At 44.8% G+C, this 16,955-nt stretch carries 12 protein-coding genes; all 12 read right to left on the bottom strand.

Going from position 1 to position 16,955, the window contains the following annotated elements; translation table 11 throughout:
* Window positions 1–16: 16 nt before the first annotated feature.
* Window positions 17–1,078 (bottom strand): acyltransferase family protein, encoded by a 1,062-nt coding sequence (locus tag T359_RS0102195; protein WP_026516060.1) that lies wholly within the window; start codon window positions 1,076–1,078, stop codon window positions 17–19.
* Between the two features lie 8 nt (window positions 1,079–1,086).
* The gene (locus tag T359_RS0102200) at window positions 1,087–1,602 is read right to left on the bottom strand and encodes a hypothetical protein (RefSeq protein ID WP_026516061.1); all 516 of its coding nucleotides are present in this window, start codon (window positions 1,600–1,602) and stop codon (window positions 1,087–1,089) included.
* 28 nt (window positions 1,603–1,630) lie between these two features.
* Complete coding sequence (gene atpC, locus T359_RS0102205; RefSeq protein WP_026516062.1) at window positions 1,631–2,059, bottom strand: ATP synthase F1 subunit epsilon; 429 nt, start codon at window positions 2,057–2,059, stop codon at window positions 1,631–1,633.
* Window positions 2,060–2,062: 3 nt separating this feature from the next.
* The gene (gene atpD / locus T359_RS0102210; protein WP_026516063.1) at window positions 2,063–3,454 is read right to left on the bottom strand and encodes a F0F1 ATP synthase subunit beta; all 1,392 of its coding nucleotides are present in this window, start codon (window positions 3,452–3,454) and stop codon (window positions 2,063–2,065) included.
* A complete protein-coding gene (atpG, locus tag T359_RS0102215) occupies window positions 3,451–4,425 on the bottom strand; it encodes an ATP synthase F1 subunit gamma (RefSeq protein WP_026516064.1) in 975 nt (324 codons plus the stop codon). Before atpG ends, atpD begins: the two co-directional genes overlap by 4 nt.
* Window positions 4,425–6,179, bottom strand: coding sequence for a F0F1 ATP synthase subunit alpha (gene atpA, locus T359_RS19010; RefSeq protein WP_035783467.1), 1,755 nt, complete (start codon window positions 6,177–6,179; stop codon window positions 4,425–4,427). Before atpA ends, atpG begins: the two co-directional genes overlap by 1 nt.
* Window positions 6,176–6,664, bottom strand: a complete 489-nt coding sequence (atpF, locus tag T359_RS0102225; protein WP_026516065.1) for a F0F1 ATP synthase subunit B — start codon at window positions 6,662–6,664, stop codon at window positions 6,176–6,178. The genes atpA and atpF overlap by 4 nt, the downstream gene beginning before the upstream one ends.
* A gap of 27 nt (window positions 6,665–6,691) precedes the next feature.
* Window positions 6,692–6,913 carry an ATP synthase F0 subunit C gene (gene atpE / locus T359_RS0102230; RefSeq protein WP_022776764.1) on the bottom strand — a complete coding sequence of 74 codons (222 nt, stop codon included), beginning with the start codon at window positions 6,911–6,913 and terminating at the stop codon, window positions 6,692–6,694.
* 23 nt (window positions 6,914–6,936) lie between these two features.
* A complete protein-coding gene (locus T359_RS0102235) occupies window positions 6,937–7,626 on the bottom strand; it encodes a F0F1 ATP synthase subunit A (RefSeq protein WP_035783469.1) in 690 nt (229 codons plus the stop codon).
* A 104-nt stretch (window positions 7,627–7,730) separates the two neighbouring features.
* Window positions 7,731–11,627: a hypothetical protein gene (locus tag T359_RS0102240; protein WP_026516067.1), complete on the bottom strand. Its 3,897-nt coding sequence runs from the start codon at window positions 11,625–11,627 to the stop codon at window positions 7,731–7,733.
* Window position 11,628: 1 nt separating this feature from the next.
* A complete protein-coding gene (locus T359_RS0102245; RefSeq protein WP_026516068.1) occupies window positions 11,629–14,112 on the bottom strand; it encodes an MMPL family transporter in 2,484 nt (827 codons plus the stop codon).
* Window positions 14,113–14,219: 107 nt separating this feature from the next.
* Window positions 14,220–16,772 carry a DUF342 domain-containing protein gene (locus T359_RS0102250; protein ID WP_026516069.1) on the bottom strand — a complete coding sequence of 851 codons (2,553 nt, stop codon included), beginning with the start codon at window positions 16,770–16,772 and terminating at the stop codon, window positions 14,220–14,222.
* Window positions 16,773–16,955 lie beyond the last annotated feature (183 nt).

Consider the following 16,955-nt stretch of genomic DNA (forward strand, 5'->3'; position numbering starts at 1 on the left):
TTTACAAGTCATAGAATTAACCTTTTTTAACATTAATAACGCTACGATATAATTCCGGAATAAAGAAAAATAACAGTATCGAGATAACCATTATCGCCAAAGGCTTGATTCCTGCCGGTATGTTGCTGATAATCCCCATATCCGCCAGCAGATTAAGTACTGCCAGGATAAGGACATGGTAAAAGTAAATATTTGATGATGCTTTTTGACCCATCTTCCAGATATAGGTTCCTCTGTCGGCATAGGCTTCGGACAACAGCATTATCCCAAGAACCATAAGCAGTGAACCTATGTAAATATCCCTGTCTCCCATCAGGTAGGCCTCAACACAGGTAGAAAGGATACCTGTTGTAATAAAGCATATCCCGGGAATCTTCCAGAGTCTTGCTATTCTCTCATATTCTTCAGGGGTTCTGTCCGTTTTGACTTTCCTTACTATGTCAGCCCAGAGCATTCCCAGAAATACATAGGGAATACCTGTAAATAGCCAGCTTCTTGTCACATACCAGGTAGTAAAGCTGATGCCCAGGATCCTTATTTCACGGATTCCCTGCATGAATGTAAAGAAATGCAGAAAGAGCATCAGACAGATCATAACCGGCTTATAAGAACTTTTAAGTGCCGGAGCAAAAATAAATACAAACAGCAGCACATAGATCATGGCAAAAAGATACCACATATGGTCAAATGCGTAGCTGTCATCATATATTACTTTTCCTGAATTAAAAAGAAGAAATCTCTTGAATGAACCGAAATTGAACCTGTCTGAAATAACATTGGATAAGCTCACGCCGATTACCAAATGATAAATAACCGAGTACAGCTGGTAGATCAGATAAACCACTGCGGTGATCCCAAGAAGCTTTTTTAGAGAATGCCATGCTCTGACTCTTATATCCTCAGTGCTGCAGGCATCAGCCAGAAGAAATCTTCCCGATACCGCAAAGAAAAACGGCACCGCAAACCTTGCCAGTGCGGTAACATAAAGTCCCACAGGTGCCGGAAATCTCACGTGTATGGTGATAACCATAAGACATGCTATGAATTTTACAGCATATAAAAACTTATTCTGACTCATTCTAAAGCTTAATCATCTCCGATAGTTGAAAATTGACCCGCCTCCTGAGTTGTGACAATGACATTGTCCCCCTCGGGAATCTCTCCGTGAAGAACCTGAAGCATAACCTGAACACGGCTGTTGGCTCTCTCATAATACTGCCTTGCCAGATCTTCATTGTTCTCATCGAACTCTCCGTCGTAGGCAAGATGGTAATACTCGTTGGCACTCTGCATATAATCAGCCGCTTCCTTGGAGATATCAGCTATAGAATCAAATTCCTCGGGAACCTGATAATCAGCCATCAGCTTGTAGGCCTCATTCATCTGATCCATCAGTAAAAGAAGCTGGGCAGTTGCATCCTCACCTTCCGGGTCGATGGTATTAATTTCCGTATCATAATATGAAAGCTTGTTATAGAAGGTAGTCATATTCTCTTTGTAATCGGAAAGCTCCTGGGAGTTTTTCTTTCCACAGCCAAAGAGCATGCACATAAGAAGCACTGAAATCATCAGTGCGGAATATCTTTTAATGGAATTAAACAAAAATTTTCTCCTTATTACTCCAAATATATCAATCCGTATACTTACTGGCAGCCTTAAGTCTTGTAAGGGCTCTTGCCAGTCCCGCCTGGGACTTCTTGAACTCCTTGATAGACTGCTTCTGCTGAAGATGCTCAAGTGCGAATTCATAGGCCTCCTGGGCTCTTCTCTTATCAATATCCTCAGGCTTCTCAACTGTATTAACGATGACTGTACATCTGTTATCAGTGGTAACCTGCAATGATCCCAGACTTACGACTCCGTAAATCCAGTCTCCGCCCTTCTTCTTGATCTTGATGACGCCATCGCTGATGGCAAGGATCATCTCCTCGTGGTTGGCCAGGATAGCCAGTTCCCCATCCTCGCAGGGAAGAATGATCTCCTCAGCCTGATCATCAAAGAATATTCCATTGACGGATATCACCTTAAGTCCAAAGGTTGGAACATTTCTTTCACTCATAAATTACGCCTCAATCTGTTTAGCCTTCTCAATGACCTCATCTATGGTGCCCACATTAAAGAATGCAGATTCAGGATATCTGTCCATCTCTCCTGAAATAATGGCCTTGAAGCCCTTGATGGTCTCAGCAAGAGGTACATATTTACCCTTAAGTCCTGTAAACTGCTCTGCTACGTGGAAAGGCTGTGACAGGAATCTCTGGATCTTTCTGGCTCTATGTACTGTCATCTTGTCCTCGTCACTGAGCTCCTCCATACCAAGGATGGCAATGATATCCTGAAGTTCCTTGTACTTCTGAAGGATCTCCTGAACCTTGGTGGCTGTCTCATAGTGCTCCTGTCCCACAATGTCAGCCTCAAGAATACGGCTTGAGGATTCAAGGGGATCAACAGCAGGATAAATTCCCTGCTCAACAATCTTTCTGGAGAGTACCGTTGTAGCATCCAGATGGGCAAAAGTAGTTGCCGGAGCCGGGTCTGTAAGGTCATCCGCAGGAACATAGACAGCCTGTACGGAAGTAACGGAACCAAGTCTTGTGGAAGTGATCCTCTCCTGAAGCATTCCAAGATCTGTGGCCAGTGTGGGCTGATAACCAACGGCTGAGGGCATTCTTCCAAGAAGAGCTGATACCTCAGAACCCGCCTGAACAAAACGGAAAATATTATCAATAAACAAAAGCACATCCTGGTGCTTAACATCTCTGAAATACTCAGCCATGGTAAGTCCCGTCTCAGCAACTCGCATACGGGCTCCCGGTGGCTCATTCATCTGTCCGAAAACAAGGGCAGTCTTGGCTATAACTCCGGATTCAGTCATCTCAGACCAAAGGTCGTTACCCTCTCTGGAACGCTCTCCTACACCGGTAAAAATGGAATATCCGCCGTGCTCAGTGGCAATGTTCTGGATAAGCTCCTGAATAAGCACGGTCTTACCAACACCGGCACCTCCGAAAAGTCCGATTTTTCCGCCCTTGGCATAGGGGGCAAGAAGATCGATAACCTTGATTCCTGTTTCGAGGACCTCTACTACAGGGCTCTGATCCACAAGCTTGGGGGGTTCTCTGTGAATAGTCCATTTCTCCGCGGTGTTGCAATCTCCCTTATGATCAATGGTTTCGCCCAAAACATTAAATAGCCTGCCCAGAACTTCATTTCCTACAGGAACAGATATAGATCCCCCTGTGTGAATGACCTCCATATCCTTGGCAAGTCCCTCACTGGGAGAAAGCATGATACAGCGCACCGTATCGTGTCCTATATGCTGTGCAACCTCCATAACGCGCTTGCTGTCTTCAACATATACCTCAAGAGCATCACTAATGTAGGGGAGATCAGTGTCCTCATATTTTACATCTACTACAGGCCCCATGACCTGAATTATCTTGCCGTTTTTCAAAGATGTGTCCTCGTTTCATCAATGTATTTTGCATCGCCTGCTCTCAGGATCTGATCGTTCTTGGCAGCCTTCTGCATCTTGGCACGTTTAAGTGCCTTGGCTCCGCTGACAACCTCCGTTATCTCCTGGGTTATCATGGCCTGTCTCTGTCTGTTATAAGTTCTCTGGAGATTGGAGATCATCTTCTCCGCATTCTTGTTGGCTGCGTCCATTGCCATCATTCTGGAACTCTGGACACTACAGAAAGACTCAACCAATGCTCCGTAAATAAATCCTGTTATATAGTTAGGGACAATATTGTCCAAAATAGCTGACGGACTGGGTTCCATAAGGAATTCATCCAGGATTGCCCCCGGTGTCAGCGACTTCTTTCGAATGTCTGTAATGATATCCAGAGGCAGAAGCTTCTCGAATCTGGTCTCGCAGGTAGTTCCATGAACGGTAGTATAGACTATATAAAACTCGTCTATCTGTCTGGAATAATAGTAGTCGAGAATCTCAGCCGCTATTTTCCTGGCTCGATGAAGTGTCGGGTTCTGAGAAGTAAACATGAAGGACTCTTCGATAGGCATATTCTTTGTTAAAAAGTGGAATCTTCCCACTTCACCTATAACGAAGAGCTTCCATTTATCTCCGTCGCTTCTGATATGCTCCTCCGCCACAGATAACACATCGTGGTTGAAGGCCCCGGCCAGTCCTTTATCATCTGTAAAAATGATGTAGCCTTTTCTTCTTTCCTTTTCGGGGATATCAAGCCTTGACTCCAGGAAAATATTATCAACACCCTCAGGAAGATTACTTACAACCCTTTTGATCATAGCTATGGTGGAGAAAAAGAAGGGCTCTGTATCCGTGAGCATTTTCCTTGCCTTCCTAAGCTTGGTAGAGGATATAAGGTACATCGCATTTGTAATTTTACGGGTATCGTTAACGGAATTAATACGATCCCTTATTTCCTTGATCGTCGCCATTACTCTTTCTCATCTTCCATAAATGAATCTACAGCATCAAGGATACGTCTCTTGAGCTGATCTGACATTTCTCCGCTTCTCTCAAGTTCTCCGCAGATATCGGCATGCTCCGATTCAAAGAACTTAAGGAGTTTCTCTTTACACTCTCTTACCTTAGGAACCGGAACCATATCAAGCCTGCCGGAACCTGCAGCCACAAGTATGATTACCTGCTGATGCATAGAAAGAGGATGCTCCAGGGGCTGTTTAAGTAGCTCCATAAGAACATTGCCGTGACGAAGCTGATTCTTGGTGGTCTCATCAAGGTCTGAGCTAAACTGGGTAAATACTGCCATTTCTCTGTACTGTGCCAGGTCAACTCTGATGCTTCCCGCAGCCTTCTTCATGGCCTTTGTCTGAGCGGCACTACCTACACGGGATACAGAAAGTCCTACATTGACAGCAGGTCTCATACCCTCGAAGAACAGATCACTCTCAAGGAAAATCTGTCCGTCTGTAATAGAGATAACATTGGTAGGAATGTATGAAGAAACATCTCCTGCCTGGGTCTCAATAATAGGAAGAGCTGTAATAGAGCCTCCTCCCAATTCCGATGAAAGCTTGCTTGATCTCTCAAGAAGCCTTGAATGCAGATAAAATACGTCTCCGGGATATGCTTCTCGTCCCGGTGGTCTCTCCAGCAGGAGTGAAATTGCTCTGTAAGCAACCGCATGCTTGGAAAGATCGTCATATACCACAAGTACGGCCTTGCCCTGGAGCATAAAATACTCAGCAAGGGCTGTTCCTGAATAAGGTGCAATATACTGTAGAGGTGCCATGTCCGCAGCTGTTGAGCTGACAACTATGGTGTAGTCCATGGCTCCTGTCTTTTTAAGAGTCTGTACCAGCTTGGCAACGGTTGATGCCTTCTGTCCGATGGCAACATAAATACAGATAACATCCTTGCCCTTCTGGTTGATGATGGTATCTAACGCAATGGAAGTCTTACCGGTCTGTCTGTCACCGATAATGAGCTCTCGTTGTCCTCTTCCGATAGGGAACATAGTATCAATAGAAAGAATACCTGTCTGAAGAGGTTCATTAACAGACTGTCTCTCGATGATTCCGGGAGCCCTTCCCTCTACGGATCTGTATCCTGATTCTTTGATATCTCCGAGTCCGTCAAGGGGCATACCAAGAGCATCTACAACTCTTCCTATAAATGCTTCTCCCACAGGAATACCGGCTTCTTTGTAGGTCCTGACAGCTCTTGTTCCCTGTCTGATTCCTGCATCGTTGCCAAAAAGGATACAACCTATATGATCCTCTCTGATATCCTGAGCCATGCCTCTGGTTCCATCTTCAAATTCTATGATCTCACCGTAAAATGCATGCTCGATTCCTGTTACATTGGCTATGCCATCGCCTACCCAGTCAACAAATCCCACTTCTCTGTTGCCCACAGAAGTATCAAAATCTTCAACCTTCTGGCTGAACATGGAAATGATCCTGCCGGGATCTGTGTCATCACTGCGGGTATTTATTAGCTCAGAGCGAAGCTGTTTGGCTCTTCCGGCATCACTCCAGTCATATTCAAAATTACCGCATGAAACAATAAAGCCGCCTCCGATGGAAGAATCTTCCCGGATCTCCACTTCGATATCAGAAGCACTGACACCGAATTTTCCGCAAAGGACAGACTTGATCTTCTCAATCTGTTCCCCGCTGGGAGCTGTGGCAGCATATCGTAATGTTGCCTTAAGATTCTTACTCATTTTCCTGCCCCTGCTTCATTTATAAATTTGTCATAGAGTTCTCTGTCCTGTGCAGTGCTGTGTTTGGTTGCAGCAATCTTGGAAGCTGCCTCCACAACCATATCAGCAAGCTGAGCTGCATATACTTCCTTGGCTCTCTCGTTCTCAACTTCTGCATTGTGCCTTGCCTCAGTGACGATCTGCTCGCCCTTCTTCCTGGCCTCGCCCACAATGCGCTCGTACTCGTCATAGCCCTGCTTCTTGATGTCGGCAAGGATCTGCTCCTTCTCCTCATCAGCAAGCTCTATTCTCTGCTGGTATTCAGCCTTGGCCTTCTTGGCCTCCTCGATCATCTCGTCAGCTGCCTTTGAAGCCTCTTCCACCTCAGCTCTTCTCTTTTCAAGAATTTCATCAACTCTTCCGAAAAGAAATTTTTTGATGAGAAAATAGAGAATAAGTAAATTTACAACTGTCCATAAAATATTCCAAAGATTAACGTTTAGCACGGTTTTCCCCTTTGTATAAATGACTTATCATCCAAGAAACAGAATAATCATGATAGCTACTACGAAACCGTAAATAGCTGTAGCCTCTGCAAGGGCACATCCCAAAAGAAGAAGCTTCATGATCTTGCCGTCAGCCTCAGGCTGTCTTGCAACAGCATCTGTAGCCTTGGCTGTGGCTATACCGATGCCAAGACCTGCTCCCAATCCTGTAAATGCAGCAATAGCTGCTCCGATCGCTGTTAAACTCATTTTTTTATTTCCCCTTTCTAATATTATTCAACTGCCTCTTTTATATACAATGATGTTAAAAACACAAATACATATGCCTGGATAAGGCCATCAAAGATATCAAAATATAAACTGAAGGGCACCGGGAATCCCACAGGGATCAGGTGCTTAAGAAGCTCCATGATAACAGTAGCTCCAAGAATATTACCGAAGAGTCGCATGCACAGTGACAAAGGTCTGATGGCAAGCTCCAACACATTCATGGGTGCAATGACTGCCATGGGCTGTGCAAAGGCCTTGGCCCATCCCTTAACTCCCTTGCTCCTGATGCCGGCCACCTCAACCATAACTATGCTCACAAGAGCCAGCGCAACAGTGACATTCAGGTCCATTGTCGGAGGCACTACGCCAAACAATCCCATTACATTGGAGCATGCAAGAAATACCAGCACCGATATGATGTAGGTGGCATAATCCTTGCCCTCTTCTCCCAACATTCCTACAGCCAGTCCTCTTATCCAGAGCACAAAACCCTCCACGGCTGCCTGCCTTTTGGAGATATTATGAACTTTCATATTGTGGGTAAAAATCAGAATCAAAATAAAGACAACTAAAATAAACACCCAGGACAGTACAATGGACTTGTTAAAATCACAGTTGCCATTGCCAAAGGGCATGTGGATCAGTGTCTTATCTTCAAGTAGCAGTTCCTTCAAAACTTCCTTTATTTCCATACCTTCAATCCCCCAAAAAATCTACCTTTCTATTATAAAAAACATAGGCTGAATGTGCAATGAAAACTTGCCTCATTCAGCCCTAAAATCCTGCTAATTGTTACTTACTTTTTGCTTTTTTGTCTTCTACGTTTTTTCTTCCCGGATTCATTTTGGGATTCCTGTTTATCTACCTGACCGGTTAAAGATTTTTTATACTCTTCAATTTCCTTCTTCAGGATATCGTCCTGGGAATCATCATAGAAAAGCTGTTCCTTGTTTTCGATTTTCTCTGATACGCTGGTCCTTAGTATCTTCAGGGCCGTAGGAAGCTTTTTACTGTGCTTTCTTATATTCCATATAACAACAATTAGAATGATCAGTGCCAGCAGTATTGCGATTACAAGTGCGGCCACCATCAGAACAAGCACTTTGTCGCTGTTATATATGCCAATTGATATAACAAACTCATTGCCTTCTATGTCATAGGTGGAATATCCGCCCATGGACCCTGTTTTCTCAAGACGGATTCTCTCATTCCCTTTTACAAGATAAAGAACATGCTGCTCCTTGAATATTCCCGGAAACATCTCATAAAGCTTGCCAAGATCATCCCTCAGTCTGAACCTTATCTGATGAATACTGTTTCCGTCGTCGGGAACCTTTACAGTAAGTATCTCGTAGTTATCAAGGAAATCAGAAAAGCTCATTTCCGGAGTTTTCTCAAAATTCCTCTTAACCTCCAGTCTGTCATCCTCTTTAAAAGAGCCGTCCACCAGAAGCTCTGACTGATAAAAGCCCTCCTGTCTGTTGTCCTCGGCAATAGTGGTACGATACCTCTTATAGCCGGCTTTAACAGTAATATCACTGGTGATCTTGTCCACATGATCGATGTCCCAGACCACATAATTGCCTTCCTTGGGATCCACGGAAGGATACTCCTCCTCTGACAAAGTCTGGCCATATTCCTTGTATATCTGTCCTATCTTTTTACTGCCACCCTCAAGGTCCTCATCCTCAAGAATGAAGGTGACCTTCAGATTGCTGAATTCATAGGGAAGTTCTCTGTACACCGGTTCCTGTTCATGCTTTTCTTCAGTCTCTTCTTCAAGCTCAATAAATACCTTATTCTGGGAAACCGCATCATATCTGATGGGCTCAGCCTTCATGGTATAGCTGACTCTGTCTATTCCGCAGAGATCATCACTGACAAAATAGTTATCTCTTACTTCTCCGTCCTCGGCAACATGTCCCGCAATGGCGCCGTACCAGTTCTTGGCATTTCCAACAGTAACAATGGTCAGACACTCCCTGATATGTTTGCCGTCACCGGTTATTCCGCCAACATAATCGTTGCCTTCCAGTTCTCCCTTGGCATAGGACTTCACTATATGAGAAATTGATGAACCGGCAACACCACCTACATAATTACCTGATGTAGAAATAACCTTCGCATAACTTCCGCAATCAATAATGGTTCCCATCTCCTGAAGACCGCACACTCCGCCGGCGTAGTTCTTGAGCGACTTTATATCTCCGTAGTTCCTGTTATCCCTGAGAACACATTTGGTGAGATATGAGGTGTTGAGAGGATTGTCCTTGTTACCGGTGATATCGCTCTCCTTGTCAAAATCATACTCGATAGCCATTGTTCCTGCGATTCCCGAACAGTCGATATCACCTTCACACTCTCCGAAGTTAAAACAGGAATCGATGGTTGCATCGGTGGTATGCTCTGCTGCCGCGTAGGATTCATCAGTAAAAAGATTCGTGTAGTCTTTTTCCAAAACTCCATCAATGGCGTCGGTATACAGCTCAAGGATATTGGTAAACTGATCGCTCATATTCAAAAGATCATCTACCAGAACACCGTTACCATCCCTTATCTCAGAAGCAAGAAGACCGAAGTTGTCATTCATGCCCTGCATATTGTCTGCAAGACTGGCTGTATGGGCCTTATATTCTGAGGAGAACTGCGGGAAGGTTATATTACTTCTTCCTGCGATGTTACCCACTATGTCTTTTGTCTGGGCTCCGGCTCTTCTGAAATCACTTGCTGCCGCTTCAATATCATTCATGGCATTCTGGGCATCTACCCTTGCCGCATCTGTCATTTCCGGAAGATGCTTCTCATAGATACTAATAAGCACTGAGGTCTGGGTGATGATGTCCTCTGTATAGGTTCCCTTTGTTCCTGTGACAGGATTTACATAATTCTCCCTGGCATAGGCATCGCTCTTGGAATCAGCTTCTCCCTGGGCAATGGCATGAAGCTGGGTATCTTCGGAATTGCCGCTTACAGGGAATTCTTCACCTGAACCATGCTGCCATTTTCCCTGGGCGTCGGCATTGGTGCCGGTTCCTATATTATCCTGGCTCCAGCCGGAATAGTCCGTTATGACATTTCCCACAGAGTCCACAAATTGCAGATCCGTGGTGCCATCATAGCTTCCCTTGTAATTCATGATGGCCAGATTGTAAAAGGTCCTCTTGGATCTCTCGGTAAGCTCGCTGTACTGGGCAGAGGCACTTTCAAGAATGAGTTTTGCCTGTCTGTACTGCCTAAGCTCATCCTCATCCCTTATGTATTTTTCAATATCAATGTCTCCCACTGTCCTTTTTATATCTTTGGAAGCCTCACCGATATTTTCCACGGCTGAGCCTGCGTTATCCATGGGACCGCCGTTTTTGGAGGCCTCATCAAGAATGTAATCTATCCTGGAAAAAGCCTCAGTGGTGGCGCTTGTAACGCCATTTGCAAAGTCCACGGTACCTGCTGCCAGATACCTTGTATCATCGATGGCACCTGCAGTAAACCTTGATATCACCGCCAGTCTGTTGGTCACGGTGTCAGACTCACTTTTTGCATCCTTAAGGGTTACCGTAACACTGTCATGGAGTTTCTCCATTGCCTGCTGCAGCTGGAAAGCAACATCTGAGCTAAGATCCACAGTAATAAAGGGCTCAGCCTGGCCTACGATTCCGCCCACATCCTTGCGGCCCTTGACCTTGCCGTTATTGGAGCAGCGAAGAACATAGCCTGACTGTCTTCCCGCAATTCCTCCCACGTTATAGCCAACGTGGTCATAGCCGATCTCTCCGTTGTTGATGCAATGGGAGATAATACCAATGCTCACACCGGCAATTCCGCCTATATCAGAAACAGTCACGTCGGATTTGGCTTCCTCACGGCTCTGATTAAAGCCGTCCCTTAAAAGATTAAGCACCGAATTGAGCTTTTCAAAAGAATCAATGGTGATCTCAGTGTCGGTATTGGTGGTATTTACAAGAGCATCATTTCTGCAGTTGGACAGATTGCCATCGTTCTTACCTGCAATGCCTCCGATAAAGTGCATGCCGCTGATGAAGCCTTCCATTCTGCAGGAGGTGATGCTTCCTGTCAGCTCGTTGATACCGACAATTCCTCCTATATAATCATTGCCGCATACTATTCCCTTAAAGGAACAGTCATGAATGGTTCCGCAATTATCTCCCGCTATTCCGCCGATAATGGTGGTATTACCGTCGGGCTGAACAATGCCTGTCACATTCAGGCTCTCTACAACCGCACCCTTTTGAATATAGGTAAAAAGGCCTGCGTAGGAAAGACCTTTACTGATATTAACCTCAGATATGGTATGGCCCTGACCGTCAAAATATCCACCGAAGGAAGGTATGCCCCTGAAGTCTTTTCCCAGCAAAGAGATGTTCTCCATAAGAACAACCTTTTTATTCACCGACCAGGTATCAAGGCTGCAGTTTCTGGCAAATTCCAGAAACTCATCCGCGGTGCTGATCTTTATTTCCTGAATAACCTTGGGAATAGACTCCTCAATATCAGCTCTTATATCCTCATCAACATCAACGACTTTTTCCTCAGCTTTTTTCTGGGAAGCCGTGGTAAGCTCCGAAGTGCTCTCGGTCTCCTCTTGGGCAGGGGTATCATTTTCCGCAAAAGAGACTGTAACTGAAGCAGAGAACATCATAATAGCCATAAGGGCTGCCAAATATCTTTTTTTCATATTACACGCCCTCCCTGCTTGTCATATCCGTTCCTGTCTCCAGCTCCTCTTCTGACTCATCCAGCTTGTGGACTTCTCCGTTATCTATAAAGGCACTGACATTTCCTCTTACCGTTGCATGGACAATACCATTTACAGTACCTTCGATCCTTCCTCTTACCATGCCGTCAATTCGCATAGCTCCGGAGATCTGTTTCGTCTGAATAGGCATGTTCATAACAAAGGCAGTAAGCTCTATGACCTTATCACCCACAAGAAGAATCTGAGGCAGTACAAACATGGTAACAAAGATGGAAATGATGGTTCCTCGACCAAGGCATTTTCCAATACCGTAGATGGCGCAGTCGGAGGTCATGTTACCGATAAGCGTACCTGCCACCGCCAGCATGGTTCCTGAAGTAATAATTGTAGGGAAGGAAAGATTCATAGTGTCGATGATGGCTTCCTTCTTTCCTCTGGTGCTTCTAAGCTCTGTATATCTGCCGGCTATAACAATGGCATAGTCGATATTGGCACCCATCTGAATGGAGCTGACGATAAGGTATCCCAGGAAAAACAGATTGTCATGCTGTATTGCAGGGAAGGAGAAGTTGATCCAGATACATCCCTGAATAACAGCGATAAGCAGCACCGGCATACCTGCTGATTTGAAGGTAAAAAGAAGTACGATAAGTACCGCCAGTATTGATATCACACTGGTCACAGTGTTGTCCCTGGCAAAACATTTCTTAAGGTCATACTGGCTGACGGATTCTCCTACTACATATATCTTGTCTTCATCATAATATTTCTCAGTGATCCTATGGAGCTCCTGTATAAAGTCAAAGGTCTCCTCCGATTCCTGGGGAAGATCAACATAAACCAGGACACGTGAATAGTTCTCACCCTGAAGCTGCTTCTTTGCAAAATTCATCATTCTGTCGGCATCATTGAGTTTTTCCATAAGGGAATCGTCAAGAGTTACGTAGCCCTCTTCCACCTCCTGATACACGAACATAAACATCTCTATAAGAGGCACCTTGTAATTGGCCAGGCCATTGACAACCTTGGCGTAGTCCGAGTCATTAACGGCGTATGCTGCATAAACAAGCTCTGCCACCTCGTAGTCCACATCCAGAAGCTCTGAAAACTGTCTTGGGGTAAGCTTATCAGTAAGAGTATATCCTCCGATGGCTTCTGCATTGGCAAGGCCTGTAACAGAGGTCACATGCTGATTGTTCTCAAGGTCGTCTATAAGTCTTTTTTCCCTCTCATAATCCCCTGAAGGGAAAACAAGGGCCATCATATTATCAGAATAGAAATTTTCATTCTGAAGATTCTGTGCCTTCTGAACGTCGTTAATCAGGGGCGGCGTAATCTGACTGTAACCATATACATAAGGAGTTCCCGAAGACAGCCTCTGGGCAATAATAATGGCCACCACAAAGGCCGGGGCAACTATATATCTGGTGGCATAGGCAAATTTGCCGACGAAGGGAATCTGTGGAATGAAATTCTTATGCTTTGTCTTTTCCATGAGATCGGCAAAAAGCATAATGATTCCGGGCATCAAAAGGAATACGGACAAAAGGCTTAACAGAATTGCTTTTATAAGTACAATGCCAAGATCCTTACCTATTCCAAACTGCATGAACAGCATGGCAATAAGACCACCCATGGTGGTAAGGGAGCTTCCGGAGATCTCGGGGATAGCCTTGGACAAAGAGACAATGCAGGCTTCGCGGGCCTCCATCTTCTGTCTCTCCTCCTTGAATCTGTTTAGGAAAATAACGGCATAGTCAACAGACAGTGCCAGCTGAAGAACGATAGTAACGGAATTGGAAACGAAGGATATGGTGCCAAAAAGGAAGTTGGTTCCCATCTGAACCAGGGCCGCGGAGCCGAAGGTAAGAAGCAGCACCGGCACTTCCGCATAGGCCTGGGAGGTCAAAAGAAGAACTCCCACTACAATAAATACAACAATAACAGAGATGACATCCATCTCCTTTGCAATAAGTTCAGGCTGAATATCTCCAAGTGTGGTTGATTCATAGGAATCATAATCCGTGAAATATTCTCTTACCTGAGCCAGTGAAACAAGACACTCCTCGTCGTTTTCATCATAGTCAAAGGTGATATTAAAAAGGGCTGAGCCATTGGCGTAGTGGTCGCTGCTGTCATCAACTTCGCAGGAAAAAACGCCCTCGATGTTCTGTATGTCTTTCTGTATCATAAGTGCCTGATCATAGGATATGTTAGCCACCATGGTCTTTACAGAGCCATAGGTAGTAAACTCTTCCTCCATAAGATCCAGACCCTGCCTGGTCTCACAGTCAGAAGGCAGATAATATGCCAGGTCATTCTCAACCTTGACCCATCCATTTGCAATCACTGAAAATATACACAGAATAGCGTAAATAAGAAAAAAGAGATTTCGCTTGTCGACGATAAAGCCACAGATCTTCAGCATAAAGCTGTTGCCTGCGTTCCCCTGCTTGTTTGCCATATTATATTCCCCCCGCGGTATTACATACCATTTTTATTATAATACATATAAATGCTCATGGCACACAAAAAAACGGGCAAGCGATAATTTGCCTGCCCGTTATCTGTTTAGATCGCTACGATGGACTCACTTTCAATGTCCGCTTTAAATGTAAGATTTCCGTATGCCTTTCTGTCCTCCTCTATCTTTAGCTTTATTCCCGCAATGATAAAGAAGGTTCCTGCATATACAACTTCAGTTACTTTGACTCTGGCACCTCTTCCCTTATTGATCTCAGCCTCCAGAGCCTCTTTTTTCTCCCTCATCTGTTTAATATGAAGTTCCTTGGAGCTTACGGCAGCATTGATCTTGATCTTCCACTGCATAATACGCTTATCACCGGCCCCCAGTTCCTGAAGACGGAGCTTCTCGGATTCCAGAGCGTTAAGTTCATCTTCTTCTCTGCTAAGGTCCTTACAGATGGCGTTATACTGAGTCAGAATCTGGTTATTAACACCTATATTGACTATAGTCTTTACGCCGCTCTTGTTTCCAAGATGGGCAACTTCCATGCCATACAGAGAATTGGCTGAGCCTCCGTAAATAATACCGGCTCTTCCATAGGTCTTAAGCATTCCGGTGGCCTGAACCTCACAGTTGATAAAGAAGTTGGCGGTAATATTTCTGCCTTTTACCACCGCGCCTTCGAAGTACTTGGCGGATACATCGCCCTTGGCCTCTACACCGCCTCTGAGAGGACAGGTGCAGCCTCCCTTGATGATGACATTGCCTCCGCTGATGATGCTGGAGGATTCCATATGTCCTCCGATGAGCACATCTCCGGTAGCTTCAATCTCACTTCCGGAATTTACATTTTCCGTTACATATACTGTTCCGTCATATTTGATCTTTTTATCTGTAATATTTACTTCAGGAACCACCAGGAGTTTCTGGATATGTACCTCTCCATCCTCCATTCTGATAGCTCCGCTGTAGGTGGCAACGTAGGTCACTCTGTCATTTAGGATCATGAAGCCTGTTCCCTTAAGGATAGGAACCTCCTTGCCCGGTTTGGCCACAAGAGTTCTTCCGAAAACATCATATCCGTCTTCGCCCTTGGTAGCCTTGTGGTATACCGCCACCTTATCGCCCACCTTTATCTGTTTGAGCATTTCGATATTTGAAAGATCTGCGGTACCGTCCTTAAGGATTATGGGCTCCGCCAGATCCGAGGTGTCGAAGAAGAACTCGTAATGTCCGTCCTGACCGTTGACGGGTTCCTTGCCAACAGCTGCCACGAATTTATGGCCAATCTTCTTGTTTTTTACCACATCTGCAATGGCATTATAATCAATTCCAAAGGCAACTCTTGCCCTTGTCAAAAAGCCAAGTACAGCCTTTTCTGTGTAAGCTGCCCCGTCCTGTCTGATAGGAAGAGTCATGTAACAGATCATATTGTTTGATTCAATGGAGATGATCTGATCCCTTCTAAGGAGCATCTCCTCAGCTACGCGGTCGTCCTCAGTCCTTCCTTCAGGCTTGGAGTAAAGGCCGTCCTGACTCTCTATAATCTCGCCGTTGGGTCCCACAGATTTTTTGAGCTTATAAGCTCCGGAATCAAGAAGCTTCTGTCTTATTCTGTGCATGTCCCTGGCGGTATACATCATGGATGAGAATTTGCTTATATCAAGGCCTTCTTCTATGCCCATCCTTATTTCAAACATCTGATCCGCCTGGTACAGGGGCTTACAATAAGGAGTGATATCTATCTGATGCTCAAGGCCAAGGCGCATTTCACGCATTTGCTGCCAGCTGTAGGCCGCATCAGCATATTTTCCAACTTCAACACCAACCTCAAGGCCAAGACGCACTTCTCTTATGGCGTCGCCTCTCATGTTTACGGATATATAGCGGTCAATGGGCAGATTATTATTAAGGGCTATTCTGACCTGCTCCAGCTGTTCCTCGTCGAATCTCTGTCCCACATAGGAGGAAATATCTACTTTATCCAGGTAAGCAAGATGCATCTGTTGCAATATGCTTGCATTATATTTATCTATTGTCCCTTGATCAAAAACGAGACCATCCTCAGCAGCTTTTCTGATGGCGCGCATCTTGAGATAAGGCATCTCAACCTTAGCATATACTGAGATATCAAGACTTGCCTGTAAGCCCTTTCGTATTTCTCTCATCTGCTGGGAGCTGAAGGCTGGATCCAGGTAAAAAATTACAGGAACGCCGTCAGTCTTACTAAGGCCCAGCCTTATCTGCTTCATCTGGTCCGCAAAATACTCTTTTTTTGCATAGGTTGACACATCAACATCATCAAGGATTCCCTGCCTGATCTGAGAAAGCTGCTGGGTATCAAAGCCCTGCTTCCTGTACTCAGTCATATCCACCTTCTGCTGCATCTCAAGTCTCATCTCTTCCATGGCTGTCCAGGAGAGCTTGGGATTAAAATATTTGGAAACATCAACCTTCGCCAAAATACCTTTTCTGATCTCTGATAATTGGAGCGCATTAAACTTAAGGGCCTTCAGTTTCTCAACATCAGCCCCTGCCTCTTTGCATAGCTGTAACTCCTTCTCATACGCCTTGGTATCAAAGGAGTCCAGACCCGCATTAATATTAAGTTCATCGATCATTTCAATATCAGATGCCATATCAATATTATAAACCATTTTCAGGTCATCTACTATCAATATACAGTATATGTCAGTCAGTATTTATTGAATTTTTAGAATTAGGTATACAACTTAGCGTTTATCCATGAAACGAAATGACATTTTGACCAAATTTGCCCCCGGAAATTTCTACGTTTTCACATAATGAAAGCGCTTTCATTCCCAGTATCCGTGTGCTAT

It is taken from the genome of Butyrivibrio sp. MC2021 (genome assembly GCF_000621605.1).
GTDB lineage: Bacteria > Bacillota > Clostridia > Lachnospirales > Lachnospiraceae > Butyrivibrio.